This window comes from Kosakonia sp. 1610, assembly GCF_050435845.1.
Lineage (GTDB): Bacteria > Pseudomonadota > Gammaproteobacteria > Enterobacterales > Enterobacteriaceae > Kosakonia > Kosakonia cowanii.
Genome location: NZ_JBNDKZ010000010.1, coordinates 84,488 through 110,738 on the forward strand (window position 1 = coordinate 84,488; position 26,251 = coordinate 110,738).

Here is a 26,251-nt window from a genome sequence, read left to right on the forward strand (position 1 = left end):
GCTAATGCTGGTACTTATTCTGCTGGCGGGGCATAGCGCTGAAGCGCATTGCTGGCAACGCGCAGGCGCGCGTTACGGTATTGAGCCGGCATTATTAAAAGCGATCGCTGTGGTTGAATCGGGATTATCACCAACGGCGGTGCATAAAAATCGTAATGGCTCCACGGATGTCGGCTTAATGCAGATCAACAGCCAGCATTTTGCGCAGCTCAGGCAATATCACATCACCGCGCGCTCGCTTATTACTAACCCTTGCCAAAACGTAATAACGGGCGCCTGGGTGCTGGCCGGGCAAATTCGCCAGTTTGGTTATAACTGGGAAGCGGTTGGCGCCTATAACGCCGGGAACGCCCGTAACAGGAAAACGCATTTAGCTCGCCTGCGCTATAGCCAAAAAGTGGCGCGTATTTATCAGGGGCTGAAAAGTAACGATAAGGAGTTCGCGGCATGGGAAAAATGAGCACCTGGGAAGTGACCTATTTAGAAAAGGGTAAACGCAAAAAAATCCGCACCCAGGCCGATACGCCCATTTCAGCCAGACACCAGTTACAACAGGCAGGCTATGTGGTGCTGCGCGTGGCGCAACAGGTTCAGCACCCGACAAAGCGCGTCTCGCTGACGCTCTTTACGCAGGAGCTGATGGCGCTGCTGGATGCCGGGCTGGTGGTGACCGAAGCGATCGAGACACTCTGCGCTTGTTCCAGCGATGAACAGGCGCTGGAGATGCTGGAGGGGCTGCTGGAGAAGCTCTACGCCGGGAGCCAGTTATCCCAGGCGATGGCCGCCCAGCCCGACATTTTTCCACCGCTGTTAGTCAATACCGTCGCCTCTTCTGAACAAACCGGCCAACTGGCCAACGCCCTGAAACGCTACCACTTCTATGAACAGCGCCTCGAACAGCTGCGTAAGCGCATTCGCGGCACTTTAACCTACCCGCTGATTGTGCTGACGGTTGGCGGGCTGATTGTCTGTTTCCTGCTGGGCTTTATCGTGCCCAGCTTTTCACAGGTGTTTGAAGGGGTGAATACCCTCAGCCGCAGCGCCGAGCTGATTTTGTGGTGGGGACAGCTGGTTAAGCAGTCGGGGCCGGAGCTGTTAATGGGCACCATCGCCACGATTGGCGCGCTGATCGTGGTGTGTAAACAGAGCTGGACCAAACAGCTACTGATGAGCGCTGCTATGAAAATCCCCCAGCTGCGCCAGCAACAGTTCCTCACCATTCTGGTGCGTTTCTATCGCACCCTTGGTCTGCTGCTCGATGGCGGCGTACCGGTTACCCATGCGTTGCGCCTTGCCCAGTCGGTGATCCCGGTCAGCCACCACTCCCAGCTCAACACCGTGGTGGAGCATGTGATGGCGGGCAAGAGCGTTTCGGAGTCGCTGGAAAGCCAGCATTTAACCACCCCGGTGGCGATGCGTTTACTGCAAGTCGGCGAGCGCAGCGGGGAGTTAGCCGGTATGTGCGAACGCATCGCGGGCTTTTATGACGAGGCGCTGGAGCGCGCCATCGACACCTTCACCCGCATTTTTGAGCCGTTACTGATGATGATCGTCGGCGGCATCGTCGGTCTGGTGGTGTTTCTGCTCTATATGCCCATTTTTGAGATGGCCGGGAGTATGTCCTGATGATGTCGCAGCCGGAAGTTTCCACCCTGATTGATGACCTGCTGGCAGTTGATGAAGCCGGGCGCAGCGAGGCGTTTGAGAAGCTGATTGACGCCGAACCCGCCGCGCTACCCGCGCTTGCCGCGGCACTCGGTATCGCGCTCTTTGCCCCGGAGGCGGAGGATGAGGTCACCGTCGATTTTCAGCATATTCCCCTCAATGACGCGCTGGCGATGCATGTCCTGCCGGTGTGCTGGCGCGATCGCCAGTGGTTGCTGCTGAGCGATCCCTTTTCGCTGGCGCTACGCCAGTGGGCGCAGCGGCTGCCGGTTACGCTTGCCATTGCCTCGCCCGGCTGGTTACGCGAGCAGCTTGAGGCGCTGACCCGCCAGCAGCGCACGCTCGATCAGCTTGAGCAGCAGGCAAATGAAGAGGGCGAAGATGAGGTGATCCTTGAGATCACCCCCGGCAATATCGCCAGTGAGAGCAACCCGATTATCAAGCTGGTTAATGCCACGCTCTATGATGCGATCCAGAGCCGCGCCAGCGATATCCACCTGAGCGCCGCGCCGGACGGCCTGGCGGTCAAATACCGCGTTGATGGTGTCATTCACGCTATTCGTCACTGCCCTGGTATTCAGGCGTCCGGTCAGATTATTTCGCGCATTAAAGTGCTGAGCAGCATGGATATTTCGGAGCGGCGCATTCCCCAGGATGGTCGCTTTAAAGCGATGATCCACCAGCGCCCGGTCGATTTTCGTGTCTCGGTGGTGCCGGGTATTCACGGCGAGGATGCCGTGTTGCGCGTGCTCGACAAGTCCCATAGCAGCACCCTGAGCCTGGAAACGCTCGGTTTTGACGACCATACGCTGCGCGAAATCCGCCTGTTAACCCACCAGCCGCACGGCATGGTGCTGGTCACCGGGCCGACCGGCAGCGGCAAATCGACCACCCTTTACGCGGCGCTGAGCGAGCTGAACACCGGCGACAATAAGATCATCACCATTGAAGATCCGGTTGAGTATCAGCTTAACGATGTGCTGCAAATTCCCGTCAATGACAAAAAAGGGCTGACCTTTGCCCGCGGCCTGCGCGCCATATTACGCCACGATCCCGACACCATTCTGGTCGGTGAGATCCGCGACAGCGAAACCGCCGGCATCGCCGTGCAGGCTGCGCTCACCGGGCACCTGGTGCTCTCCTCCGTTCACGCCAACGATGTCTTCAGTGTGCTGGAGCGTTTTCTCTATATGAACGTCGATGCCAACAGCCTGCTCTCCGCGCTACGCGGCGTGCTGGCCCAGCGGCTGGTGCGCGGCATCTGCCCGCAGTGCCTGGAGGAGGCGCAGCCGAGCGAGCAGGATCTTCATCAGTGGCAGCAGAGCGCGCTACACACCCTGACGCCGGTGTGGCGTAAAGGGCGCGGCTGCCCGGCCTGCCGACAGAGTGGGTTTCGTGGCCGGCTGGCGCTGGCGGAAGTTTTGCCGTTCAGCGACAGGATGAAAGAGGCGCTCCAGATGCGCGCCTCGGTGCGCCAGATGCGCGAAATCGCTTTAGCAGAAGGCTTTGTCCCGCTGCATAACGTTGCCATTCGCGCGGTGCTGGAGGGCAAAACCACTTTTTCGGAGATCAACCGTGTTATCACTCCTCCCGCCTGAGTTGCAGTGCGACATTCATCCGCAGCGGCTGGTGCTGCGCCGGGGCAACCGGGTGCTTGGCGAACAGGCGTTAACCGCACAGACCGCGCTGGATGAGGCGCTCGACCAGCTGTTACGCGCCCACACCTCAGGATTGCCCTGGTGGGGAAAGCTCAGCTTCTGCCTGAGCAGCAGCCGGATCCACTACTTTACCGTGCCCTGGCAGCCCGGGCTGAACACGCCGGAGGAGTTACGCAGCTTCGCCGCCACCGAGGCCGCCAGGCAACCCTTCTGGCGCCATGTTCTGGCGTGTAAAACCTCCTTTATCTCGGTGCAGTTCGGCGCAACGGCGCTGGCGGCGGCGATTGATGAAGCGCTCTGGCAGGCGTTACTGCTCACCGCCCGTAAATGGAAACTGCGTGTGGGCGGTATTCATGTGGCGCTGCACCAAAAGCTTCGCGCGTGGCGCGGCGCACTCCCTGCCGATGCACTCTTCTGTCTGCGTGATGAGCAGTCGACAATCTTTGTCTCGCGCCAGCACGGGCAGTGGCAGCAGGCGTGGTGTCTGCACAATGACGCGGGCGTGAGCGCGCGGCAGCAGGTTGCCCAGACCGCGCGGCTGATGGGGCTGGATAGCGCCGTTCCGCACTTCTTTCTCAACAATATTGATGCCACAAGGGAGTAAGGATGTTTTCCATATCGGCTTTTAAAAGCTGGCCCGCTCCCTGTTTTCACTACCGTCCTCGCGCCGCCTGGCCGGTAATGAGTGTCGTGCTGCTGCTGACCGGCGGGCTGCTGCTGGCGAGTATCAACGATTATCAACGGCGCGACGCGCTACAGCGCCAGCATCAGCACCTGCTGGAGACGGTGGCGAAGCGGGATGAAATTGTTCGCGGTCTGTCAGCGCGCATGAAAAAACATCAGCCCGATGCGAGAGCCGCCATGCAGGTGGTGGCGATGCTGAATCCGCTGGCGAAATTACTCCTGCCCGATGTAGCGATCATGAACGTCAGCGTTGAGCCGGAGAAAAAAGTGGTGCGGCTGCAGGTCAAAGCGATCTCTCTTGAGGCGCTGCTCGATTTCAGCACCCGTCTGGAGGCTATCCCGGCGCGAGTTGAGTTGCAAAACCACACGCCGTCAAAGGAGCTCAGCCAGAAATGGGCGGTCAACGCCACGCTGATAGTCATCTATCCCAACAACCCCCGGCTCTGAGTGAACATATGAGATTTTCCCACTCTTTACCCTGGCTACGCTGGTCGCTGGCCTCTGTCGTGGAAAAAACGGGCAGGGCACCGCTGCTGGCGGCGCTCGTACCACTGCTGATGGCCGCTTACTGGCAGTGCGCGCTCGCGCCGGAAAAGCGCCAGCTTCTCGGTGAAAATGCGCAGCTGGAGCTGCAGTTAGATAAACCACTGGCGCTCTCTCCACAGCCTGACAATAGCGCGGCGCTCTTACAGCGCACGCTGAATGACACCGAGTATCAGCAGGTGAAAGCGGTGTTCGACATTTTTCAGCAGAACCATTTGCAGGTTGACGGCAGCCGCTATCAATTCGGCAAAAACGGCAAAGGGCGTCAACGCGCGCTGGCGCTGACCATTCCGCTGCAGGGCGAGTGGAAAAACCTGACGCGATCCCTCATCACCATGAGTAAGAGCCTGATCTTTCATGTCGACAGGCTCGCCATCAGCCGCGCCAGCCCGGAGAGCGCCCATCTGCTGATCACGCTGCAGTTAACACTGAGTCTGGCATCGGGTCTGGAGGCGTCATGAAGCTGCCGCGATATCTGAAAATCTTGCTGCTGTTGACCGCCGGGCTGCTTCTCTGGGTGCATGTCACCGACGAAGGTGCAGAAAACGGCCCCGAGATGAGCCAGGCTGCGCCAGATGAGACGCGCCCGCCGCGCCAGGCGAACCGGCCGCTGCATGTCACGGATGATGCCAGCGCGATTGCCGATCTCTTCCCGGTCTATAACGCACCGGCAACGAAAGCGGCCGCGCCCGCGCCGGTGGCAAAGGTGCAGCGCGTCACGTTCCCTTTTCGCGCGGTGGGGCTGTGGATCCGCAACGGCATGCGCATCGTCATCCTGACGGATGGCGCACGTAACTGGCTGCTCTGTGACGCCTGTCGTAAAGCGGGGTATATCCGGCCAGGCGGCCTGATCACTCCCGACTGGCGACTGCAGGCGATGGCGCAGGACAGCCTGCTTTTTGAATCATTACCGGGGCATGAGCCGTACAGCATCAGCCTTAACTCTTTGACTACACAAGCCGTAACAACACAATGAAAAAACCGATTCTCACTATGGTGTGTGCGCTTGCGCTGCTGACCGGCTGCGCAAGCAGCAAACCCGTCGCACCGGAAGATGCCGCCCCCGTCAATACGGCGTCGCTGCGTGATGCGTTGCAGCGTATCGATAGCCAGCTTAAGAGCCACCCCCAGGATGTGAAGCTGCGAACACAGCGGCAGTTGCTGGTGACGCAGTTAGTGGAGGGCTATATCACGACCGCCCGCCAGGCGGCGGCGAAAAATAACTATGTTGCGGCGAGCCGTGCATGGGAAGCGGTGCTGCGCTATCAGCCCGGCCACTTTGTCGCGCAGCAGGGGTTACAGAAAATCGACCGGTTGCGCGTACTAGATAAGCTCTACCAACAGGCGCGGGCGCAGTATCAAACCGACCCGGAGCAGGCGTTAGCCAAAATCCAGCAGATCCTGGAAGAGTCGCCCGGCTGGCCGCAGGCGGCAGAGATGCGTGACCGTCTGATGCGTGAGATAGCCGTGCAGAATCAGCCGGAGAAGAAGATCAAGCGCGAGCTGCGCAAGCCCGTTAGCTTCACTTTCAGCAAACATAATCTGAAGGAGATCTTTGCCGCCATCAGCCAGATTACCGGCATCAATATCATCTACGATAAGGATGTCTCCGATGCGGCCACCGCCAGCCTGATCGCCCACGATACCAGCGCGGAGAACGCCCTCAATCTGCTGCTGCTCTCCAACCAGCTGCGTAAAAAGATCCTCAATGGCAACACGCTGTTGATCTATCCCGCCACGATGCAGAAAGAGAAGCTCTACCGAGATACGGTAGTGAAAACGGTCTTTCTCGGTTACGCCAAAGCGAAAGAGCTGAATGTGGCGCTGCGTAATTTGATTAAGCTGCGCGATGTGCATGTCGATGAGCGCACCAACTCGGTGACCTTTCGCGGCCCGCGTGAAAGCGTGGAAAAAGCCGAGCAGCTGTTGCTGACCCTCGACCGTCCGGAAGCGGAGGTGACGCTGGCGGTAGAGGTGCTGGAAGTGGACGCCAAAGATGTTGAAACCCTGGGCATCAACTTCCCCGGGCAGATTGGCATAGGCTTTAACGCTATCGAGTCCGGCAACAGCAATATCGCCATTAACGCCCTGAATAAAAATAATATGTTCGTCAATCTCGGCTCCGGCCAGGGGCTGAGCGCCAATATGCAGAAGATCCGCTCCCATGGACGCGTGCTGGCGAACCCGCGCATCCGCGTGAAAAACAATAAAAAGGCGGTGGTGGAGATTGGCGAGCGCATCCCGGTGCTGACCAGCAGTATCTCTGAGAGCTTTTCACAAGAGCAGGTGGAGTATCAGGATGTTGGCCTGAAACTGGAAGTCACGCCGGATATCAGCGTCGATAACACCATCTCGATGGATGTGAAGTTTAACCTCAGCACCATCGGCAGCGCCGAACACTCAAAAGATGGCGTCGCTTACTATCGTACCAACAACCGCGACGCGGCCACCGTGCTCAGCAGCCAGAACGGGGAGACGCAGATGCTGGCGGGGCTGATCAAAGAGAGCGACAGTGCAGGGCTGAACGGTCTGCCTGGGCTGGCGGATCTGCCGCTGCTCGGCAAATTCTTCGGCAGCCATGAAAGTAACCATGAGCGAACCGAAGTGGTGCTGCTGATCACGCCGACCATTGAGCGCAGCATCGACCTGCCGGGCACCCATATCAACACCATTGAGATGGGCAGCGAAGATGCGCCGGGTGAAAGCGCCTACCTGCCGCCTGCCGCAGAGGAGACGCCTGAAGCCTCGCACTTTGCGCCACCGCCGCTGACGCCACCGGCCACCTTTCCGGCGTTGAAAAAAGTGCCGGCGCCAACCCTTGCCAAAGGCAAGCCGTAATGGCGCGGCGCAACGGCTTCACGCTGATTGAGATGCTGGTATCGCTGGCGCTGCTCGCCACGCTTGCCAGCGCCGCGATCCCGATTTACCAGCGTCAGATCCAGCAGCGCAACGAAGAGGCGCTGCGCGTGGCGCTGCGCCAGATCCGCACCGCTCTCGACCGCTATGCGCAACTGAGCGAAGAGGGGATTATCGAAAAAGAGGCGGGTATGTCGAACTGGCCGGTGTCGCTGAATCAACTGGTGGATGGCGTGATCAATAAAAAGTCGGCCAACCGGGAGAAGATCTACCTGCTGCGCGCCATCCCGCGCGATCCCTTCTGCGACTGTGAAGGCAAGCCGAACAGCGAGACCTGGCGGCTGCGCGCCTCGACGCAGGCACCCGGTGAAAGCACCGGCGGGAAGGATATCTGGGATGTCAGCTCCACCAGCATGCAGCCCGGACTGAATGGAGTGCCGTATGCGCAGTGGTGAAAAGGGTTTTACGCTGATCGAGTTACTGGTGGTGATGGCGATTATCGCCACGCTGATGACGCTGGTCGCTCCGCGCTTTTTTAATCAAACCGAGCGCGCAAAAATTGTGGTGTTGCAGCATAACCGTAACGCTCTGCGCGCGGCGATTGCCGCCTGGCGTCACGATCGTCTGAGCGGGCCGGAGCAACTGGAGGAGTTGGTTGAGCAGGGGTACCTGTTTGATATTCCCTTAGATCCCGTCACCCAGCGACGCAACAACTGGCAAGTGAAGCGTGATGAGAACGATCAGATTATCGATGTTACTTCGCCCTCCCTGCCGGAGCAGGAAAATGCACAGGAGTAAGCCCGCAGCGCAGGGCGGTTTCACCTACCTGTGGGTGCTGCTGATGCTCACCATGCTGTCGCTCTCCTTGCTGAAAGAGACCCGCTCGCGCGAGGTGCACTTTCGCCAGCAGCAGGAGGAGGAGCTCTTTTTTCGCGGCGTGCAGATCCGCAATGCGATCCACAGTTATCAGAAAAAGGGCAGCGGCTGTTTTCCGCTCGGCTTTGACGATCTGCTACAGGATAGCCGCGATAAAAAGCCCGTCGCCCATCTGCGGCAGTGGTTTGCCGATCCGCTCACCGGCTCGCGCGACTGGGGGATGAGCTATGACAAACAGGGGCGCTGGGTGGGTGTCTACAGCAAAGGCCACGGTACGCCGCTGCGCCACACGCTCTTCCCACCTGAGATAAAGAACTTCAAACAGGCGGAGCGCTACGAACAGTGGCTGTTCAAAACCCCGGAGGTGCTCTCCGCACCGCTCCCTTCTGCCTGCCGCTCGCTGCTTAATAAACCGGAGCGATAACCCTGTGGAAAGCCTCTTTTTTGCGCTGCTCGGCGCGATTTTCGGCAGTTTTATTAATGTGGTGATCTACCGTTTACCGCGAAAAATGCAGGGGGAAGCGATAAGCCTGAGCTGGCCGCCGTCGTTCTGCCCCCACTGCCGGACACGGATAAACGCGCGCGACAATGTTCCGCTGCTCGGCTGGTTGTGGCTGCGCGGGCGCAGCCGCTGTTGCCACAAGCGGATAAGCGTTCGCTACCCGGCCGTTGAAGTGTTGATGGCGTTGCTGTTTGCGGCGGTGATAGCCCATGATGGCGTCAACCTGGCGGCGCTGCTGACGCTGGCGCTGCTGAGTCTGCTGGTGGCGATGTTTTTTATCGATATCGACCATATGCTGCTGCCTGATGTGCTGACGTATCCCTTTATACTGCTGGCGCTACTCTGCACCTGGTGCCGCCAGCCACTTCTTGCGATGCTACAGGAACATATGCTGGCCGCGGCGGTCGGCTTCTCTATCCTGTGGTTGCTCAACTATGGGTTTGCGCGCTGGCGCGGGTGCGAGGGCATCGGGGGAGGGGATATGAAACTCTTTGCCGGCATCGGCGCATGGCACGGCTTACCGGCGCTATTCGATATTATGCTGATCGCCGCACTCATCGGGCTGGCGAGCGGGCTGCTGCTGTTTCGCGCCGCGCGCCAGCAGCCCTTTCCATTTGGCCCCGCCATTATTCTCGCCTGCATCGGCTGGGCGATGGTTTACAGCCAGTAATCCAGTGAGATCTGCCAGCGGCGCTCACTCAGATTTAGCAGGTAGACCTTTTGCCACTGCAATGCCACATCCAGCGAGCCAAGATGGCGGCGCAGTTCGGCAAAGCCCATATTGGTATGCCGCTGCAGATCCCGCTGCGCAATCAGGTTGAGATCGTACTGTGCGAAAAGGTCTTTCCAGTAAGCCTGCAACAGCACGCTGCGGCGGGGATCCTGCCCGGCTACGGTCGGCTGGGCGCTGCCGTTGTAGTGCCCTTCGAGCCGCAGCGTCAGATCGCTCTCGCCGGTCCAGGTGAGTCCCGCCGCTACGCGGTTACGCCAGGCGATATCCCACTGGCTCTCTGGCAGCAGCGTCTCCTGCCAGCTGTAGGGCTGACGCCCGCCGGCCCATTCGCCATAAATCAGCGTTGAGCGGGAGAGCACCCGCGAAAGATTGAGGCCAAACTGCGGCTCGCGCTGCTGCTCTTTAAACAGCAGTAACTGCGGGTTGAAATTCTCCGCAAAGCGGTAGCTGGCACTAAGCAGCAGGCGGTCGCGCGGGTTGCTGGCCTGCCAGTCGAGGCTGGCGCTGCGATCGGCGCTGCCCCTGCGGATTTCAGGTGCCCAGAGCGCGCTAACGGCGGCGTTGTCCCAAAAGTGCTGCAGGCGCACCATCCCATTGCCCATCCGGTTGTTACGCAGGGTTTCCGGATCGGCAGAGGTCATGGATCGCACGGTGCCCCGACCGAGAAAATCCGTTGGGTTATAGCCCAGCGCGACGCCGTAGCGCGTGTTGATGCGGCCCATATCCAGCATCGTTTGTGGCGTCAGGTGGTAGCTGAGCCACGCTTCGCGCAGGGTATTGGTATAGCGGGTTTCGCTAAGCCGGTGGGTAAACCGGCTATCCAGGCGGTTGGAGAGCACCAGCCGCCACTTCTCACCCAGCGGCGCATCCAGACGCATATCCAGCGACAGCCGCTGCTCTTTCTCCTGCTGCTGATTAATGCTGCTGGCCGCTTCAAACATCATATTCAGCGCCTGGTAGGCGTCGGGGTTAAACTCGGCGCTGTCAGCCAGATCGAGGGCTGCCAGGGTCTCATCCTGCTGCGACAGCGCCGGTGCTGCCGGCAGTGCGGCGAGAAGCAGAAGCCAGAGAAGGGAAAGGGGCGATCGTGTCATGAATTCGCATCCCGAAAATGGGCGAGAAAATCACGCTGCAGCCAGGACTCCGGCACATCGCGCCACTGAAAATCCTTCTGGCGCAGCACGGTAACCCAGTGCGCATTAACCCCATCAATAATTACCGCTTCCGTCGAGCGGATGCCGCCCAGTACGGGCGCATAGCGGCGATAGAAGGTGGTTTTCAGCAGGTTGCCGTTAACGGCATAGAACTCCGCTTTGCGGCTCTTAAAGTCGGTTTTATCGACCCATAAATCCATCGATGGATAGGCCGCATCTCTGTTTTGCGCCTCCAGATGCAGGTGGTAGCAGTCACGCATCTGCCGCTCGCCATCCTGAATGCGCTCTTCTCCCACCAGCTTTGCCTGGTAATCCGCCGCCCAGTTTGCGGTAACGACATCGCCGTTGGAGGCTTGCCCCATCAGCCGCTGCTGCGGCGAAATCGGCACGCTGGCCTGGCTTGTGGGATCGTAAAGCCACAAATCGCGACCACTTTTCAGCGTCAGTTTACCGGCATCGCGCTGCGGGCTGATAAAGCGCAGCAGGCTGCGAAACTGGCCGCCGTCCGGCGCAACCCGGGAGTAGAGTATCAGTTCACTGGTTTCATGCTGTTTGCCATTTTTATAACTGATAAGCGTGGTTACCAGGCTGAAGGAGCGATCCGGGTTACGTACCTCATCGCTTTTTTTCAGGATCTGCTGGGCGCTCAGCGCCGCGTACGCCGGTGCGGCGCCGATCAACAGGATGGTCAGCCACGCTGATGTCAGGCTCTTTTTCCGTAATGACATGAATTCCTCCTTTTTATTCAGGGTGTTGCATCAGATATGGCGTAGCGCTTCAACAATCGACACCCGCGAGGCGCGTCGTGCAGGCCACCAGGAAGAGAGCACGGTCACCAGCAGCAGGGTGCCCGTGACGCTGGCCAGCATGCGCCACTCTCCCCAGATACTGATGCGGATCGGCAGCGGCGAGGTAACGCCCGGTGGCTGCCATGTCATCCCGGAGCGGTTAATAAGCCAGGCCAGCGCCAGCGCGATAAGCACGCCAGAGACTGCGCCAATCGCGCCCAGCAGCGCGCCTTCGCTCAGGAACAGGCGCTGGATATCGCCACGTTTTAGCCCCACCGCGCGCAGGGTGCCGATCTCCACCGTGCGCTCCATCACTGCCATATTCATGGTGTTGCCGACGGTGAAGAGCGCAATGCAGAGGATCAGCGCCAGCAGGAATGAGAAGATCTTGCCGAACATCGCCAGCACCTGGTTGTAGAGCGGCTGTAATTGTGTGAAGTCATACACCGCCAGTGGTTCGCCGGAGAGTTTATTGGCGAAGATCTGCCGCAGGCGCGCCCGTGCGGCCTCCATCTCTTTGGTGCTGTGCAGCTGGAGCAGGATTGCCGTCACGCCGGGCGTCTCCTGGCCGAAAAGCAGCTGCTGTGCCTGACGCAGATGCAGGCTGACTACGGTGTCATCCAGCTCGCGCGCCTGCTGCGGCTGGGTGCCCAGCACGTTGACGCGGATAATATTCGGCGCACCGGCGGCGGAGGCGGCCAGCAGCTCAATATGCGATCCCGTAGCCGGTGGACGCGTATCGCGGGCGCTTTGCGACAGCGCCAGCAGATCGTCAGGTAGTGCGCTGGCATTGTTCTCTCTCGACGGCGGCGGCGCGCAGGGCTGATCTTTTACAAAATCACACAGCAGCAGCAGACGGGCCAGCCCGCGGCCAATCAGCGCAGCCTCCGGTTGGGTACCCGTCAGCGGTTTGCGGACGATAAGGTCTGCGCCTATCTGATATTCATCCCACTTATCCAGCTGCGCCTGTCCGACGGCCTCTGTGCCATAGATCAACACCGGACGCGAGGTGCCAACCGCGTAGTGGCCCGCGAGCCCGGTCAGGGAGAGGACCGGCGTGGTAACGGCGATCATCTTTTTCAGCACCGGATCGCGGATGAGGATATCGACGATCTGTTGATAGTTATGAATGCTGTACAGCGCAGGGTTGCTGGTGCCGTGCAGAAGATAGTCCCGCTGCTGGATCTGCAGATGGCCTTTGTCGCGCACGAAGGTAGTTTGCAGGCTGTACTCAATCGACTGGTTATAGCCTGCGAACAGCAGAATGCCTATCGCCCCGACGATAATGGCGCAGAGGGTCGAGAGCGTGCGTCGGCGGCTGCGCAGTAAGTTGCGCAGGGCATGTTTCATTAGCGTTGTGGTTTGCATTATCCCCCCCTTACACCATTGCCGGGCGCGTGACGCTGCCGTCATGCACCACATAGAGATCGTCCGCGGCGGCAATCACCTGCGGATCGTGGGAGGAGAAGACCACTGTCACGGCGTATTCACGCTGTAAATGGCGCAGCAGCTGCAAAATGGCGGCACCGGTTTTGCTGTCGAGGTTGGCAGTAGGTTCGTCGGCGACAATCAGCGCGGGACGGTGGATCAGCGCCCGGGCAATGGCAACGCGCTGGCGCTGCCCCCCGGAGAGCTGATTCGGCAGCGAGTCGGCCTTATGCGCCAGACCGACATTGTCGAGCATCTCATCGATGCGCTGCTGGCGATATGCCGGGTTTTTATGCTGAATCAGCAGCGGAACTTCAATGTTCTCGCGCACGGTCAGCACCGGGATAAGGTTGAAGTTCTGGAAGATAAAACCGAGGTGGCGGGCGCGAAAGTCGCTGCACTGGTCATCATCCAGCTCCGCCATCGGCTGGCCGGCAATTGCCAGATAACCACTGTCGGGCCGATCGATGCCGCCGATTAAATTAAGCAGGGTTGTTTTGCCACTGCCGGATTGCCCGGACAGGACGGTAAAGCGGTTTGCTGCAATGTTGAGCGTGACGTCTTTAAGGGCATCTACCCACACCTGGCCCAGTAAATATTTCTTACTGATGCCCTCCATTTCTACGGCCCACATGGTTCTCTTTTCCTTAGAGTAAATTCCTCTCAGGAGCGGATTTTAAAGCATGGCGATGAGCAATGGATGGGGAGGATTGGTACTGGTGTACTGGAAAGGTCTGTTTTCAGATTTTTATTCAGCGGCGTTCGGGCATAAAAAAGCCGACTCGAGGTCGGCTTTTCAGGCGTTACATTAGAAGTTGTAGCCAACCACCAGGTAGCCACCCCAGCCGGTAGTGCGGGCGCTGAAATCGCCCGCGCCGTAGTTCAGGATCGCATCATCTTTGGTCTGGCCGCCGTTGTGCCAGTAACGGGCAACGACGGAGTAGTGCCAGTGATCGTAGCTCAGTGCCAGAATGTGGCTTGAGGCGATCGAGTTGCTGGTACGCTGCTGCTGGCCATTGTTGTAGTAGCGGCGATCGCCGAGATCGGAGCCCCAGTCAAAGTTGGTGAAGCCGATATAGCTCAACTGGCCGCCCCACAGTGGCGTGATCGGCACAAAGTATTTCACTTTGAAACGGTAGCCGTCCCACTCGTTTTCGTTTGGCGCGCCGTAGTTCTGCCACTGGTATTTCGCATAGACGTTCAGGGAGAGGCTCATCGGCAGACCGGTGTCGATATCGGTGCCCAGACCCATGTACCAGGTGCTCTGGCGACCACCGGCGTTACGGCCCATGTCGTAGATGTAGTTGTTGGCAAAGTACCACTCTTTGAACGGGCCGAAGCTCAGATCGGTGTTGGTCAGCTTATCAATGGAGAAGCGCGGTTCGATCTCCATAAACAGCGGAGAGCCGTGGTTCCAGATCCCCTTCGCGCCGGAGTTGCCGCCGAAGAAGACCGGCGCATCCAGGTAGCCGTAGAAGTCGAACCAATCTTTCTTGGCGAAGGCTTCATATTCCAGATAGGTATCGTTACGCGGAATAGCCCCGAAGCGGGTGTGGTAGCTGCCCACTACGTTCACGCTCTGATGCCACCAGTCGGAGACAAATTCAGGTTTGCTGGTTTCCGCTGCGCTGGCAGAGAAAGAAGCGGTAAGCGCCAGTGCGGCACCGGCTGCGAGGAGAGTTTTTTTCATCATTACGCCACTGATTAAGATCCCAGACGGGAGTGAAAGTAAGCACGCATTAAATTGCTAAATGTTTCATATTTCTGCGTGCCTATTATAAGTATCCACGCTCACAAAAATATGTGTTGTTTCACATTATTGACATATACGTAATCGATTGCGTTCACGTTTGCGTCGTTTAAACGGCGGCGATTGTACTGACATTTATTGATAATGCCAATTGATGAATATCAACGTTGCAGAGTGGCTAAAAAAACGGAGCCGCGAAAGGGCGGGCGAGAGGCTCGCCCGCAGAAGAGAGGTTACTGCGCGTTAACCGGCTGGATATCGTGAACGCGCACAAAACCGAGTTGCTCAGGCGTGATGCCATTAAGCTGCAACGGAATGTCGACATCGCTCGGTGCCAGCGTGCTGGCCGGGGCGTTGATCAACTGATTCTGTACATTTACTTCCTGATAGTTCTCGGTAGTGCCCTGAAGCTGACCATACTCAATGGTGCCGCTAAAGGCGGGCAGCGGATCGTTGGACTGGCCCTGAATATGCAGCACAACGCGCGTCCCGGCGGCGTTTGGCGCCATATCTTTCAGCGACATACGCAGTGTGCCGATTTGGCTCTTCAGCAGCGCAGGCGTATTGGCGCCGGGCAGCAGATAGGCGCCGCTGCCTGATTTGGCGTTAAGGCTGTTTTGCTGTGTGATTTTGACCGTCTCCTGGTTCAGCTTGCTCATCTCTTTATTGAGCGTACTGACGCTTTGGTGGAGCTGGCGGACTTCGCTTTGCGGAGCGCAGGCGCTGAGGGTAAAAAGGCTTCCCAGCAACAGTGTTCTTAGGTAACGTCTTGTCATTGCGTCTGTTTCCTTGAAGGGGAGGATCGCTGTAATGGTAGATCGCAACCGCGGCCTTGCCATCGATCCATTGTCTCAAAAAGGGTCTGCCTTTGTTGTCATGCCACTTCAGGTTAAAATAGATTTCAGTTAACTCTCACGTCAGGACCCCGTATGCATTGCCCATTCTGTTTCGCCGTGGACACCAAAGTCATCGATTCTCGCCTGGTGGGAGAAGGTTCATCCGTTCGCCGCCGTCGGCAGTGTCTGGTTTGCAATGAGCGTTTCACCACCTTTGAAGTGGCAGAGCTTGTGATGCCGCGCGTAGTAAAAAGCAATGATGTGCGTGAACCCTTTAATGAAGACAAGCTGCGCAGCGGCATGTTGAAAGCGCTGGAGAAGCGTCCGGTAAGCGCCGATGACGTAGAAATGGCGTTAAACCATATTAAATCGCAACTTCGCGCAACCGGCGAACGCGAAGTGCCGAGTAAGATGATCGGCAATCTGGTGATGGAGCAGCTGAAAAAGCTCGATAAAGTGGCCTATGTGCGCTTTGCCTCCGTCTACCGCAGTTTCGAGGATATCCGCGAATTTGGCGAAGAGATCGCCCGTCTACAGGATTGATCATGCAGGATGAAATCTACATGGCGCGCGCGCTGAAACTGGCGCAGCGCGGCCGCTTTACCACCCATCCGAATCCGCGCGTCGGCTGCGTGATTGTTAACGGTGGCGAGATTGTCGGTGAAGGGTTTCACTACCGCGCCGGTGAGCCGCACGCGGAAGTACATGCCCTGCGCATGGCGGGCGATCGCGCGCGCGGCGGTACCGCATATGTGACGCTGGAACCCTGCAGCCACCACGGGCGTACGCCGCCCTGCTGCGATGCGCTGATTGCCGCCGGGGTAGCGCGGGTCGTTGCCGCCATGCAGGATCCCAATCCGCAGGTTGCCGGGCGTGGGCTTTATCGTCTCCAGCAGGCCGGGATTGCGGTGAGCCACGGCCTGATGATGAGCGAGGCCGAAGCGCTGAATAAAGGCTTTCTCAAACGTATGCGCACCGGTTTTCCCTATCTTCAGCTTAAGCTCGGCGCGTCGCTCGACGGGCGCACGGCAATGGCGAGCGGCGAAAGCCAGTGGATCACCTCTGCGCAGGCGCGACGCGACGTGCAGCAGCTGCGCGCGCAAAGCCATGCCATTCTCAGCAGCAGCGCCACGGTGCTGGCAGACGATCCGTCGCTGACCGTGCGCTGGAACGAATTAAACAGCGATACCCAGGCGTGCTATCCCGAAGCGGATCTGCGCCAGCCGCTGCGCATTATTATTGATAGCCAGAACCGCGTGACGCCGCAGCATAACGTCGTCAGCCAGCCGGGGGAGACCTGGTTTGCGCGCACCAAAGCCGATGCGCGCGCGTGGCCTGAGAGCGTGCGCGAAATCATCGTGCCGGAACATAACGGCCATGCCGATCTGGTGATGCTGATGATGATGCTCGGTAAACAGCAGATTAACAGCGTCTGGGTCGAGGCGGGCGCAGAGCTTGCTGGCGCGCTGCTGAACGCGGGTCTGGTTGATGAGCTGGTGGTCTATCTTGCGCCTAAACTGTTAGGCAGCGATGCGCGCGGGCTCTGCCAGTTACCAGGATTAATGGCGCTTGCCGATGCGCCGCGCTTTAATTTCAGTGAGATACGGCAGGTTGGCCCTGATGTTTGCCTGCACCTCACCAACGCGTGAAGCCTGCTGTAAAAGGGAAGCAGCGCGTTAAATAGTATGCTAAAATCCGCCCCCCTGCGGGGTCCGAACTGAACCTGTGAAGGAAGTGTATGAACATTATTGAAGCCAACGTTGCTGCTCCGGACGCTCGCGTCGCCATCACCATTGCGCGTTTCAACAACTTTATCAATGACAGTCTGCTGGAAGGCGCGATCGATGCCCTGAAACGTATTGGTCAGGTGCAGGACGATAACATCACCGTCGTGTGGGTTCCGGGCGCTTACGAGCTGCCGCTGGCCGCTGGCGAGCTGGCGAAAACCGGCAAATATGATGCCGTGATTGCGCTCGGCACCGTGATTCGCGGCGGTACTGCGCACTTTGAGTATGTGGCAGGCGGCGCAAGCAATGGCCTGGCGCATGTCGCGCAGGAGAGCGCCATTCCGGTCGCATTCGGCGTGCTCACCACAGAAAGTATTGAACAGGCCATCGAACGCGCTGGCACCAAAGCCGGTAATAAAGGTGCGGAAGCCGCACTGACCGCGCTTGAAATGATTAATGTATTGAAAGCCATCAAGGCTTGAATTTTGTAAGGGGAATTACGTGAAACCTGCTGCTCGTCGCCGCGCCCGTGAGTGTGCCGTTCAGGCGCTTTACTCCTGGCAGTTGTCCCAGAACGACATCACTGATGTTGAATACCAGTTCCTGGCGGAACAGGACGTGAAAGATGTTGACGTCGTGTACTTCCGTGAACTGTTGAACGGGGTGGCGACTAATAGCGCATATCTCGATGGCCTGATGAAGCCATACCTCTCCCGTCTGCTCGAAGAGCTGGGTCAGGTTGAGAAAGCGGTATTGCGTATCGCGCTGTTCGAACTCTCAAAACGTGATGATGTGCCCTATAAAGTGGCGATCAACGAAGCTATCGAACTGGCTAAAACCTTTGGCGCTGAAGACAGCCATAAGTTTGTGAACGGCGTGCTGGATAAAGCCGCACCTGCGATCCGTCCCCACAAGAAGTGATCCGCAAGCCGGTGACGGGCGACGCTTTCAGCGCGCCGGTCCCGGCTTTTTCTTTTTTCTACAGAGGAATAACGTATGGCATGCGGTGAATTCTCCCTGATTGCCCGTTATTTTGACCGCGTACGAACTTCACGTCGCGACGTCGAAACCGGTATCGGTGACGATTGTGCGCTGCTCAATGTCCCCGAAAAACAGACCCTGGCGATCAGCGTCGACACGCTGGTGGCGGGTAACCATTTTCTCCCCGATATCGATCCTGCCGATCTGGCCTGGAAAGCAATGGCCTCTAATCTTAGCGATTTGGCGGCGATGGGTGCCGATCCTGCCTGGTTGACGCTGGCGTTAACGCTCCCGGAAGCGGACGAAGCGTGGTTGCAGGCTTTCAGCGACAGTCTGTTTGAGCAAATCAGCTATTACGATATGCAGCTTATCGGCGGTGATACCACCCGCGGGCCGCTGTCGATGACCATTGGTATTCATGGTTACGTGCCGGCAGGCCGCGCGATGAAGCGCTCCGGCGCGAAGCCGGGCGACTGGATCTATGTCACCGGTACGCCGGGCGACAGCGCTGCCGGGCTGGCGATTTTGCAAAACCGTTTAACCGTCAGCGACAGCGATGATGCGGCTTATCTTATGAAGCGCCATCTGCGCCCGACGGCGCGCGTGCTGCAGGGCCAGGCGCTGCGTAACCTCGCAAGCTCGGCCATCGATCTCTCTGACGGGCTTATCTCCGATCTCGGGCATATCCTGAAAGCGAGCGGGTTTGGCGCGCGGATCGATCTTGATGCGATGCCGTTATCGGATGCCATGCGTCGGCACGTCGAGCCGGATCAGGCGCTGCGCTGGGCGTTGTCCGGCGGAGAGGATTATGAACTCTGCTTTACCGTACCTGAGCTGAATCGCGGCGCACTGGATGTGGCGATTGGACAGCTGGGCGCACCGTTTACCTGCATCGGGCAGATGGGCGCGGACGGGGAGGGGCTCTACTTCACTCGCGAGGGAAAAGCCGTCACCCTCGACTGGAAAGGATATGACCATTTTGCAGCGCACTAAAGATAAAGATATCGCCAAAAGCCGTCTCACTATGCGTAACCCGTGGCACCTGCTGGCGACCGGGTTTGGCAGCGGTTTAATCCCGTTTATGCCCGGCACCATGGGCTCGATTGCGGCGATCCCTTTTTGGTGGCTGATGACCTTCCTGCCCTGGCAGCTCTATTCGCTGCTGGTGATGCTGGGGATCTCGCTGGGTGTTTATCTCTGCCATCAGACGGCAAAAGATATGGGCGTGCACGATCACGGCAGTATCGTCTGGGATGAGTTTATCGGCATGTGGATCACCCTGATGGCGCTGCCCACTAATGACTGGCAGTGGGTCGCGCTTGGGTTTGTGCTGTTTCGCATTTTTGATATCTGGAAGCCGTGGCCGATCCGCTGGTTCGATCGCAACGTGCATGGCGGCATGGGGATTATGGTCGACGATATCGTCGCCGGGATTGTCGCCGCCGGGTTGCTCTATGTGATTGGTCATCATTGGCCGATTGGGCTGATTTAGCACTATCAGGCTGCGGCGAAATGCCTGATGGCGCTCCGCTTATCAGGCCTACGGTTTCGGGTTTGCATGTGGATGCGGTGGAAATGCCTGATGGCGCTGCGCTTATCAGGCCTACGATTCCGGGCTGGCATGTGGATGCGGTGGAAATGCCTGATGGCGCTGCGCTTATCAGGCCTACGGTTTCGGGCTGGCATGTGAATGCGGTGGAAATTGCCTGATGGCGCTGCGCTTATCAGGCCTACGGTTTTGGGCTTGCATGTGAATGCGGTGGCAATTGCCTGATGGCGCTGCGCTTATCAGGCCTACGATTCCGGGCTGGCATGTGGATGCGGTGGAAAATGCCTGATGGCGCTGCGCTTATCAGGCTTACGACACCGAATTAACATTTGGGCGTAGGCCGGATAAGGCGCAAGCCGCCATCCGGCAACTTATCCGCGCGTTACTTAAACCCCACCACCGGGTGCTGTTTATAGGGCATCTCCAGCTCGGCAATCTGCTCCGGCTTCAGCGTTAACGCTACCGCGCCTAACAGCTCTTCCAGCTGATCCCCACGGGACGCGCCAATAATCGGTGCGGCAACGCCTGGCTTACTCAACAACCATGCCAGCGCCACCTGCGCACGCGACGCACCCAGCTCTTCTGCCACGCTTGCCAGACGTTCGGCGATCTGCGCATCGTTAGCATCCGTTTCGCTATACAGCGTTTTGCCAAACTCATCAGAAACCAGGCGGGCGGTGGTTTCCCCCCACGGGCGGGTCAAACGTCCGCGCGCCAGCGGGCTCCACGGAATAATCGCCACGCCCTCTTTGTAGCAGAGCGGCAGCATCTCGCGCTCTTCTTCACGATAGATAAGGTTGTAGTGATTCTGCATGGTGACAAAGCGCGCCCAGCCGTGCTGCTCCTGCAAAGCCAGCGCCTGCGCAAACTGGCTGGCGTGCATGGAAGATGCACCGATATAGCGCGCTTTACCCGCTTTCACCACATCGTTCAGCGCTTCCAGCGTCTCTTCAATCGGTGTGTTGTAGTCCCAGCGGTGGATTTGCAGCAGATCGACATACTCCATGCCGAGGCGTTGCAGGCTGTCATCAATGGAGCGCAGGATCTGCGCGCGGGAGAGGCCTTCAGCCAGATCGCCGACCTGATGGTAAACCTTAGTAGCAACAACCACCTCGTCGCGGCGGGCGAAATCGCGCAGCGCACGACCAACGATCTCTTCACTGCTGCCGTCGGAGTAGCTGTTAGCGGTATCAAAGAAGTTAATCCCGCCTTCCAGCGCGCGCTGGATAATCGGGCGGCTGCTCTCTTCCGGCAGCGTCCAGGCATGTTTACCCCGGTCCGGCTCGCCAAAGGTCATACAGCCAAGGCAAAGGCGGGAGACCTTGAGGTCTGTTTTCCCTAATGTGTTGTATTGCATGGTTCCACTCCTGCTGGTCACGAATTAGGCTTAAGCATAGCAGGAGCGGAAAAGGGCGGAATCAGGCGAGCCAGTTTTTGATGCGCGATTCGATACCGGCCGCGTCGAGGCCAATCTCTGCGCGCGCTTCATCCTGCGTACCCTGCGGAATAAAGAAGTCCGGCAGGCCGAGGTTGAGCACCGGCACCGGTTTGCGCTTCGCCATCAGCACTTCGTTAACGCCGCTACCGGCACCGCCCGCAATGGCGTTCTCTTCCAGCGTTACCAGCACCTCATGCTGCGAAGCCGCCTGCAGGATCAGCGCTTCATCAAGCGGTTTGGCAAAGCGCATATCAATAAGCGTCGCATTCAGCGCCTCGGCGGCTTTAGCTGCTTCCGGCAGCAAAGTACCGAAGTTAAGGATCGCCACCTTCTCGCCTTTACGTTTCACCACGCCTTTACCGATAGGCAGTTTCGCCAGCGGCTCCAGCGTCACGCCGACCGCGTTACCGCGCGGGTAGCGCACGGCGCTCGGGCCATCCGCGTAGTGGTAGCCGGTAAAGAGCATCTGGCGGCACTCGTTCTCATCGCTTGGCGTCATCACCACCATCTCCGGGATGCAGCGCAGATAGGAGATATCAAACGCCCCCTGGTGGGTCTGGCCGTCCGCGCCAACAATCCCGGCGCGATCGATAGCAAACAGCACCGGCAGCTTCTGGATCGCCACGTCGTGGATCACCTGATCGTAGGCGCGCTGCAGGAAGGTGGAGTAGATTGCCACCACCGGTTTGTAGCCGCCGATTGCCAGCCCGGCGGCAAAAGTGACCGCGTGCTGCTCGGCAATGGCGACATCAAAATATTGCCCCGGGTATTTGCGCGAGAACTCAACCATGCCGGAGCCTTCGCGCATCGCCGGGGTAACGGCCATTAACTTGTTATCTTTCGCGGCGGTTTCACACAGCCAGTCGCCGAAGATTTTCGAATAGCTCGGCATACCGCCGCTGCTTTTCGGCAGGGTGCCGCTGGTCGGATCGAACTTCGGCACCGCGTGGAAAGTGATGGGATCTTTCTCGGCCGGCTCATAGCCGCGCCCTTTTTTGGTCATGATATGCAGGAACTGCGGGCCTTTCAGATCGCGCATATTACGCAGCGTCTGCACCAGGCCCAGCACATCGTGACCGTCCACCGGGCCGATATAGTTAAAGCCCAGTTCTTCAAACAGCGTGCCCGGCACGACCATGCCTTTGATATGTTCTTCAGTGCGTTTCAGCAACTCTTTGATCGGCGGCACGCCGGAGAGCACTTTTTTCCCGCCTTCGCGCAGGGTGGAGTAGAGCTTGCCGGAGAGCAGCTTCGCCAGATGATTATTCAGCGCGCCAACATTCTCGGAGATCGACATCTCGTTGTCGTTGAGAACCACCAGCATATCGGGGCGAATATCCCCGGCGTGGTTCATCGCCTCAAACGCCATACCCGCGGTGATGGCGCCATCGCCAATCACGCAGACGGTACGACGCTGCTTATTCTCTTTCGCTGCCGCCACGGCCACGCCGATCCCGGCGCTGATGGAGGTAGAGGAGTGACCGACGCTCAGCACGTCATATTCACTCTCGCCGCGCCACGGGAAGGGGTGCAGGCCGTTTTTCTGCCGGATGGTGCCGATTTTGTCGCGGCGGCCGGTGAGGATTTTGTGCGGATAGGCCTGGTGGCCGACGTCCCAGATTAACTGATCGAAGGGCGTGTTATAGACGTAATGCAGCGCCACGGTCAGTTCAACCGTGCCAAGCCCGGAGGCGAAGTGTCCACTGGAGCGGCTTACGCTGTCGAGGAGGTAGCGACGCAGCTCGTCGCACAGTTTCGGCAAACTCTCTTTCGGCAGCAGGCGCAACTCTTGCGTGGTATCAACCAGCGCCAGCGTCGGGTATTTGGCTGTATCAAAACTCATCAGAGACTCGGACTCATCGTGTTATATCGTTATTTATCACGCTGGATTATGTAATTCGCCAGTGCTTCCAGTGCCGTCGTATCCAGCGATTGCGCCGACAGCAGGCTCAGCGCCTGGCGGGCATCGTCAATCAGATCGCGGGCTTTCGTGCGGGCTTGCTCAAGGCCCAGTAGTGCGGGGTAGGTGCTTTTACCCAGTTGCTGGTCAGCACCCTGGCGTTTGCCAAGGGTCGCAGTATCGCCGACCACATCGAGGATGTCATCCTGAACCTGAAACGCCAGGCCGACACACTGTGCGTAGCGTTCGAGCAGCGGCAGCGCGTCGCGACCGCGTTGCCCGGCGCTCAGCGCGCCCATTTTTACCGCCGCGCAGATCAGCGCCCCGGTTTTATGACGGTGGATCTGCTCCAGCCCTTCCAGAGAAACCTGCTCATTTTCTGCCGCCAGATCCAGCGCCTGCCCGCCGCACATCCCGGCAACGCCGCTGGCGTTTGCGAGGGTGGCGACCATCGCCAGGCGATCTTCTGCGGCGACATCCGTCATCGGCGCTTCCGTCAGGATCGAGAAGGCCAGCGTCTGCAAGGCATCGCCCGCGAGAATGGCATTGGCTTCGCCAAATTTAATATGGCAGGTGGGCAGACCGCGACGCAGATCGTCGTCGTCCATCGCCGGCAGATCGTCATGCATTAATGAGTAAGCATGAATGCACTCCACCGCCGCGGCGGGCGCGTCCAGCGTTTGCTGGCTGACGCCGAACATGCGGCCGGTGGCATAAACCAAAAAGGGGCGCAGGCGCTTACCGCCTAAGAGTGCGCCATACTGCATCGCCTCAACCAGCGGAGTGTTCTGAAAGGGCAGGGGATCGATGAAACGGCGCAGCGCGTCGTTGGCCTGTTCAACGCAGGCCTGCAGTTGTTGATTGAAATCCATCTATTCAGCATCCGGAGCGAAAGGGGTTAACGGCGCCTCTTCGGTATCGGAGAGCAGGATCTGTACGCGCTGTTCCGCCTGCTGAAGCTTAACCTGTCCCTGGCGGGCCAGCTGGACGCCGCGCTCGAATTCGTTCAGGGCATCTTCAAGCGGAAGTTCGCCGCTTTCAAGACGAGTGACAATCTGTTCCAGTTCGCTCAGTGCGGTTTCGAAACTGGCGGGTGCGTCGTTTTTCTTTGGCATAGTGAATGTCTGACTCTTCTATTATTCCGACTACGTTATGGTAGCGAAGTCGGGGCACATAGCAAATAACGCTCAGTGGTAATGCGTTGCACATGATCTTCGCGATGGTGGTATACTTCCGCGCCTGGATGCAGCCGCGGGTAAGGGCTGCTGTAAATTTTCCTCTACAGGCCTTTGCAGGCTTGCCAACGAACCATTGCCGCCATGAAGTTTATCATTAAATTGTTCCCGGAAATCACCATCAAAAGCCAATCTGTGCGTTTGCGCTTTATTAAAATTCTGACCGGGAACATTCGTAACGTTCTGAAGCACTACGATGAGGCGCTCGCCGTTGTGCGCCACTGGGACCATATTGAAGTGCGCGCCAAAGACGAGAACCAACGTCTGGCCATCCGCGATGCGCTGACCCGCGTGCCGGGCATTCACCATGTGCTGGAAGTAGAGGATGTTCCTTTTACCTCTCTGCATGACATTTTTGAGAAAGCGCTGGCGCAGTATCGCGATGCGATTGAAGGCAAAACTTTCTGCGTGCGGGTAAAACGCCGCGGGCAACATGAGTTTAGCTCGATCGAAGCAGAACGCTACATCGGCGGCGGCCTTAATCAACACGTTGCGTCGGCAAAGGTTAAATTGACCCACCCGGATGTGACCGTGCATTTGGAGATTGAAGACGATCGCCTGCTGCTGGTGAAGGGCCGTTATGAAGGTATTGGCGGCTTCCCGATCGGCACGCAGGAAGATGTGCTGTCGCTCATCTCCGGCGGGTTCGACTCCGGCGTCTCCAGCTATATGCTGATGCGTCGCGGCTGCCGCGTACACTACTGCTTCTTTAACCTTGGCGGCGCGGCGCATGAAATCGGCGTCCGTCAGGTGGCGCACTATTTGTGGAACCGCTTCGGCAGTTCCCATCGCGTGCGTTTTGTGGCGATCAACTTTGAGCCGGTGGTGGGCGAGATCCTCGAGAAAGTCGACGACGGCCAGATGGGCGTGGTGCTGAAACGCATGATGGTCCGTGCAGCCTCTCAGGTAGCCGAGCGCTACGGCGTGCAGGCGCTGGTGACCGGCGAAGCGCTGGGCCAGGTCTCCAGCCAGACGCTGACCAACCTGCGTTTGATTGATAACGTCTCCGATACGCTGATCCTGCGCCCGCTTATCTCTCACGATAAAGAGCACATCATCGATCTGGCGCGCAAAATCGGCACCGAAGATTTTGCCCGCACCATGCCGGAGTATTGCGGCGTGATCTCCAAAAAACCGACGGTAAAAGCGGTTAAAGGGAAGATTGAAGCGGAAGAGGCGAACTTCGATTTCTCGATCCTTGAGAAAGTGGTCGCGGAAGCGAGCAATATCGATATTCGTGAAATCGCGCAGCAGACCTCGGAAGAGGTGGTGGAAGTCGAAACGGTAACCGGCTTCGGTGAAAATGACGCGATCCTTGATATCCGTTCCATCGACGAGCAGGATGACAAGCCGCTGCAGCTGGAAGGCGTAGATGTGGTGTCGCTGCCGTTCTACAAGCTGAGCACCAAGTTTGGCGATCTCGATCAGAGCAAAACCTGGCTGCTGTGGTGTGAGCGCGGCGTGATGAGCCGCCTGCAGGCGCTCTATCTGCGTGAGCAGGGCTTTACCAATGTGAAGGTTTATCGCCCGTAGTTTTACGTTGTGCCATGGATAGCACCGTGGATTGTGCCGGATGGCGGCTTCGCCTTATCCGGCCTACGCGGTGCAACATGCCATCAATCGTTTACCGCATAGCATTCAAACAAACCGCACCTACCCGTAGGCCGGATAAGCGCCAGCGCCATCCGGCAGACAGACCGCACTTACCCGTAGGCCGGATAAGCGTCAGCGCCATCCGGCAGACAGACCGCACCTACCCGTAGGCCGGATAAGCGCCAGCGCCATCCGGCACACAGACCGCACCTACCCGTAGGCCGGATAAGCGTCAGCGCCATCCGGCAGACAGACCGCACCTACCCGTAGGCCGGATAAGCGCCAGCGCCATCCGGCAGACAGACCGCACGTACCCGTAGGCCGGATAAGCGTCAGCGCCATCCGGCACACAAAC

The 26,251-nt window shown here is 58.5% G+C and carries 29 protein-coding genes; 19 read left to right on the top strand and 10 right to left on the bottom strand.

Features of this window, described 5'->3' with window-relative positions; genetic code table 11:
* Window positions 1-4 precede the first annotated feature (4 nt).
* The 12 genes from ABIC80_RS20740 to ABIC80_RS20795 are packed head-to-tail and all read left to right on the top strand — an operon-like array spanning window position 5 to window position 9,454.
* Window positions 5-460: a transglycosylase SLT domain-containing protein gene (locus ABIC80_RS20740; protein WP_225975698.1), complete on the top strand. Its 456-nt coding sequence runs from the start codon at window positions 5-7 to the stop codon at window positions 458-460.
* On the top strand, window positions 448-1,626 hold the full coding sequence (locus ABIC80_RS20745) for a type II secretion system F family protein (protein ID WP_094419498.1): 1,179 nt from the start codon (window positions 448-450) through the stop codon (window positions 1,624-1,626). The genes ABIC80_RS20740 and ABIC80_RS20745 overlap by 13 nt, the downstream gene beginning before the upstream one ends.
* Window positions 1,626-3,263 carry a GspE/PulE family protein gene (locus ABIC80_RS20750; RefSeq protein ID WP_232045061.1) on the top strand — a complete coding sequence of 546 codons (1,638 nt, stop codon included), beginning with the start codon at window positions 1,626-1,628 and terminating at the stop codon, window positions 3,261-3,263. Before ABIC80_RS20745 ends, ABIC80_RS20750 begins: the two co-directional genes overlap by 1 nt.
* Window positions 3,241-3,927: a hypothetical protein gene (locus ABIC80_RS20755; RefSeq protein WP_429178448.1), complete on the top strand. Its 687-nt coding sequence runs from the start codon at window positions 3,241-3,243 to the stop codon at window positions 3,925-3,927. Before ABIC80_RS20750 ends, ABIC80_RS20755 begins: the two co-directional genes overlap by 23 nt.
* Before the next feature lie 2 nt (window positions 3,928-3,929).
* Entirely contained in the window at window positions 3,930-4,454 is a 525-nt protein-coding gene (locus ABIC80_RS20760; RefSeq protein ID WP_429178449.1) for a hypothetical protein, read from the top strand.
* Between the two features lie 8 nt (window positions 4,455-4,462).
* Window positions 4,463-5,011 (top strand): hypothetical protein, encoded by a 549-nt coding sequence (locus ABIC80_RS20765; RefSeq protein WP_429178450.1) that lies wholly within the window; start codon window positions 4,463-4,465, stop codon window positions 5,009-5,011.
* Window positions 5,008-5,526, top strand: coding sequence for a hypothetical protein (locus ABIC80_RS20770; protein ID WP_429178451.1), 519 nt, complete (start codon window positions 5,008-5,010; stop codon window positions 5,524-5,526). Before ABIC80_RS20765 ends, ABIC80_RS20770 begins: the two co-directional genes overlap by 4 nt.
* Window positions 5,523-7,388, top strand: coding sequence for a secretin N-terminal domain-containing protein (locus ABIC80_RS20775; protein ID WP_429178452.1), 1,866 nt, complete (start codon window positions 5,523-5,525; stop codon window positions 7,386-7,388). The genes ABIC80_RS20770 and ABIC80_RS20775 overlap by 4 nt, the downstream gene beginning before the upstream one ends.
* Window positions 7,388-7,861: a type II secretion system protein gene (locus ABIC80_RS20780; RefSeq protein WP_429178453.1), complete on the top strand. Its 474-nt coding sequence runs from the start codon at window positions 7,388-7,390 to the stop codon at window positions 7,859-7,861. Before ABIC80_RS20775 ends, ABIC80_RS20780 begins: the two co-directional genes overlap by 1 nt.
* Entirely contained in the window at window positions 7,848-8,204 is a 357-nt protein-coding gene (locus tag ABIC80_RS20785) for a type II secretion system protein (RefSeq protein ID WP_429178454.1), read from the top strand. The genes ABIC80_RS20780 and ABIC80_RS20785 overlap by 14 nt, the downstream gene beginning before the upstream one ends.
* Window positions 8,191-8,706, top strand: a complete 516-nt coding sequence (locus ABIC80_RS20790) for a hypothetical protein (RefSeq protein WP_263753119.1) — start codon at window positions 8,191-8,193, stop codon at window positions 8,704-8,706. Before ABIC80_RS20785 ends, ABIC80_RS20790 begins: the two co-directional genes overlap by 14 nt.
* Before the next feature lie 4 nt (window positions 8,707-8,710).
* The gene (locus ABIC80_RS20795) at window positions 8,711-9,454 is read left to right on the top strand and encodes a prepilin peptidase (protein ID WP_429178455.1); all 744 of its coding nucleotides are present in this window, start codon (window positions 8,711-8,713) and stop codon (window positions 9,452-9,454) included.
* On the opposite strand, the gene ABIC80_RS20800 is transcribed toward ABIC80_RS20795, so the two are convergent.
* From ABIC80_RS20800 to ABIC80_RS20825, 6 genes are all read right to left on the bottom strand, one after another.
* Entirely contained in the window at window positions 9,442-10,611 is a 1,170-nt protein-coding gene (locus tag ABIC80_RS20800) for a hypothetical protein (RefSeq protein WP_429178456.1), read from the bottom strand. The genes ABIC80_RS20795 and ABIC80_RS20800 overlap by 13 nt on opposite strands.
* Window positions 10,608-11,399: an outer membrane lipoprotein-sorting protein gene (locus ABIC80_RS20805; RefSeq protein ID WP_429178457.1), complete on the bottom strand. Its 792-nt coding sequence runs from the start codon at window positions 11,397-11,399 to the stop codon at window positions 10,608-10,610. Before ABIC80_RS20805 ends, ABIC80_RS20800 begins: the two co-directional genes overlap by 4 nt.
* 30 nt (window positions 11,400-11,429) lie before the next feature.
* The gene (locus tag ABIC80_RS20810) at window positions 11,430-12,827 is read right to left on the bottom strand and encodes an ABC transporter permease (protein WP_094419508.1); all 1,398 of its coding nucleotides are present in this window, start codon (window positions 12,825-12,827) and stop codon (window positions 11,430-11,432) included.
* Window positions 12,828-12,837: 10 nt separating this feature from the next.
* Window positions 12,838-13,521 (bottom strand): ABC transporter ATP-binding protein, encoded by a 684-nt coding sequence (locus ABIC80_RS20815; protein WP_094419509.1) that lies wholly within the window; start codon window positions 13,519-13,521, stop codon window positions 12,838-12,840.
* A 174-nt stretch (window positions 13,522-13,695) separates the two neighbouring features.
* On the bottom strand, window positions 13,696-14,577 hold the full coding sequence (locus ABIC80_RS20820) for a nucleoside-specific channel-forming protein Tsx (RefSeq protein WP_042712126.1): 882 nt from the start codon (window positions 14,575-14,577) through the stop codon (window positions 13,696-13,698).
* Window positions 14,578-14,870: 293 nt separating this feature from the next.
* Window positions 14,871-15,413, bottom strand: coding sequence for a DUF3251 domain-containing protein (locus tag ABIC80_RS20825; protein WP_200580916.1), 543 nt, complete (start codon window positions 15,411-15,413; stop codon window positions 14,871-14,873).
* A 153-nt stretch (window positions 15,414-15,566) separates the two neighbouring features.
* Between ABIC80_RS20825 and nrdR the strand changes: the two genes are divergently transcribed.
* From nrdR to pgpA, 6 genes are all read left to right on the top strand, one after another.
* A complete protein-coding gene (nrdR, locus tag ABIC80_RS20830; protein WP_054804396.1) occupies window positions 15,567-16,016 on the top strand; it encodes a transcriptional regulator NrdR in 450 nt (149 codons plus the stop codon).
* A 2-nt stretch (window positions 16,017-16,018) separates the two neighbouring features.
* Window positions 16,019-17,122: a bifunctional diaminohydroxyphosphoribosylaminopyrimidine deaminase/5-amino-6-(5-phosphoribosylamino)uracil reductase RibD gene (gene ribD, locus ABIC80_RS20835; protein ID WP_429178458.1), complete on the top strand. Its 1,104-nt coding sequence runs from the start codon at window positions 16,019-16,021 to the stop codon at window positions 17,120-17,122.
* 89 nt (window positions 17,123-17,211) lie between these two features.
* Window positions 17,212-17,682, top strand: a complete 471-nt coding sequence (gene ribH / locus ABIC80_RS20840) for a 6,7-dimethyl-8-ribityllumazine synthase (RefSeq protein ID WP_042712118.1) — start codon at window positions 17,212-17,214, stop codon at window positions 17,680-17,682.
* A gap of 19 nt (window positions 17,683-17,701) precedes the next feature.
* Complete coding sequence (gene nusB, locus ABIC80_RS20845) at window positions 17,702-18,121, top strand: transcription antitermination factor NusB (protein ID WP_023481929.1); 420 nt, start codon at window positions 17,702-17,704, stop codon at window positions 18,119-18,121.
* A gap of 75 nt (window positions 18,122-18,196) precedes the next feature.
* Window positions 18,197-19,174 (top strand): thiamine-phosphate kinase, encoded by a 978-nt coding sequence (gene thiL / locus ABIC80_RS20850; protein ID WP_042712116.1) that lies wholly within the window; start codon window positions 18,197-18,199, stop codon window positions 19,172-19,174.
* A complete protein-coding gene (gene pgpA, locus ABIC80_RS20855) occupies window positions 19,152-19,673 on the top strand; it encodes a phosphatidylglycerophosphatase A (protein WP_263753110.1) in 522 nt (173 codons plus the stop codon). The genes thiL and pgpA overlap by 23 nt, the downstream gene beginning before the upstream one ends.
* A gap of 439 nt (window positions 19,674-20,112) precedes the next feature.
* On the opposite strand, the gene ABIC80_RS20860 is transcribed toward pgpA, so the two are convergent.
* The 4 genes from ABIC80_RS20860 to xseB form a co-directional block, all read right to left on the bottom strand.
* Window positions 20,113-21,087, bottom strand: a complete 975-nt coding sequence (locus ABIC80_RS20860; protein ID WP_200135552.1) for an aldo/keto reductase — start codon at window positions 21,085-21,087, stop codon at window positions 20,113-20,115.
* Between the two features lie 61 nt (window positions 21,088-21,148).
* Window positions 21,149-23,011: a 1-deoxy-D-xylulose-5-phosphate synthase gene (gene dxs / locus ABIC80_RS20865; protein WP_094419514.1), complete on the bottom strand. Its 1,863-nt coding sequence runs from the start codon at window positions 23,009-23,011 to the stop codon at window positions 21,149-21,151.
* A gap of 29 nt (window positions 23,012-23,040) precedes the next feature.
* Window positions 23,041-23,940 (bottom strand): (2E,6E)-farnesyl diphosphate synthase, encoded by a 900-nt coding sequence (gene ispA, locus ABIC80_RS20870; protein WP_200135553.1) that lies wholly within the window; start codon window positions 23,938-23,940, stop codon window positions 23,041-23,043.
* On the bottom strand, window positions 23,941-24,183 hold the full coding sequence (xseB, locus tag ABIC80_RS20875; protein WP_054804400.1) for an exodeoxyribonuclease VII small subunit: 243 nt from the start codon (window positions 24,181-24,183) through the stop codon (window positions 23,941-23,943).
* 204 nt (window positions 24,184-24,387) lie between these two features.
* On the opposite strand from xseB, the gene thiI reads away from it, so the two are divergent.
* Window positions 24,388-25,836 carry a tRNA uracil 4-sulfurtransferase ThiI gene (gene thiI, locus ABIC80_RS20880; RefSeq protein WP_042712110.1) on the top strand — a complete coding sequence of 483 codons (1,449 nt, stop codon included), beginning with the start codon at window positions 24,388-24,390 and terminating at the stop codon, window positions 25,834-25,836.
* Window positions 25,837-26,251: the final 415 nt, after the last annotated feature.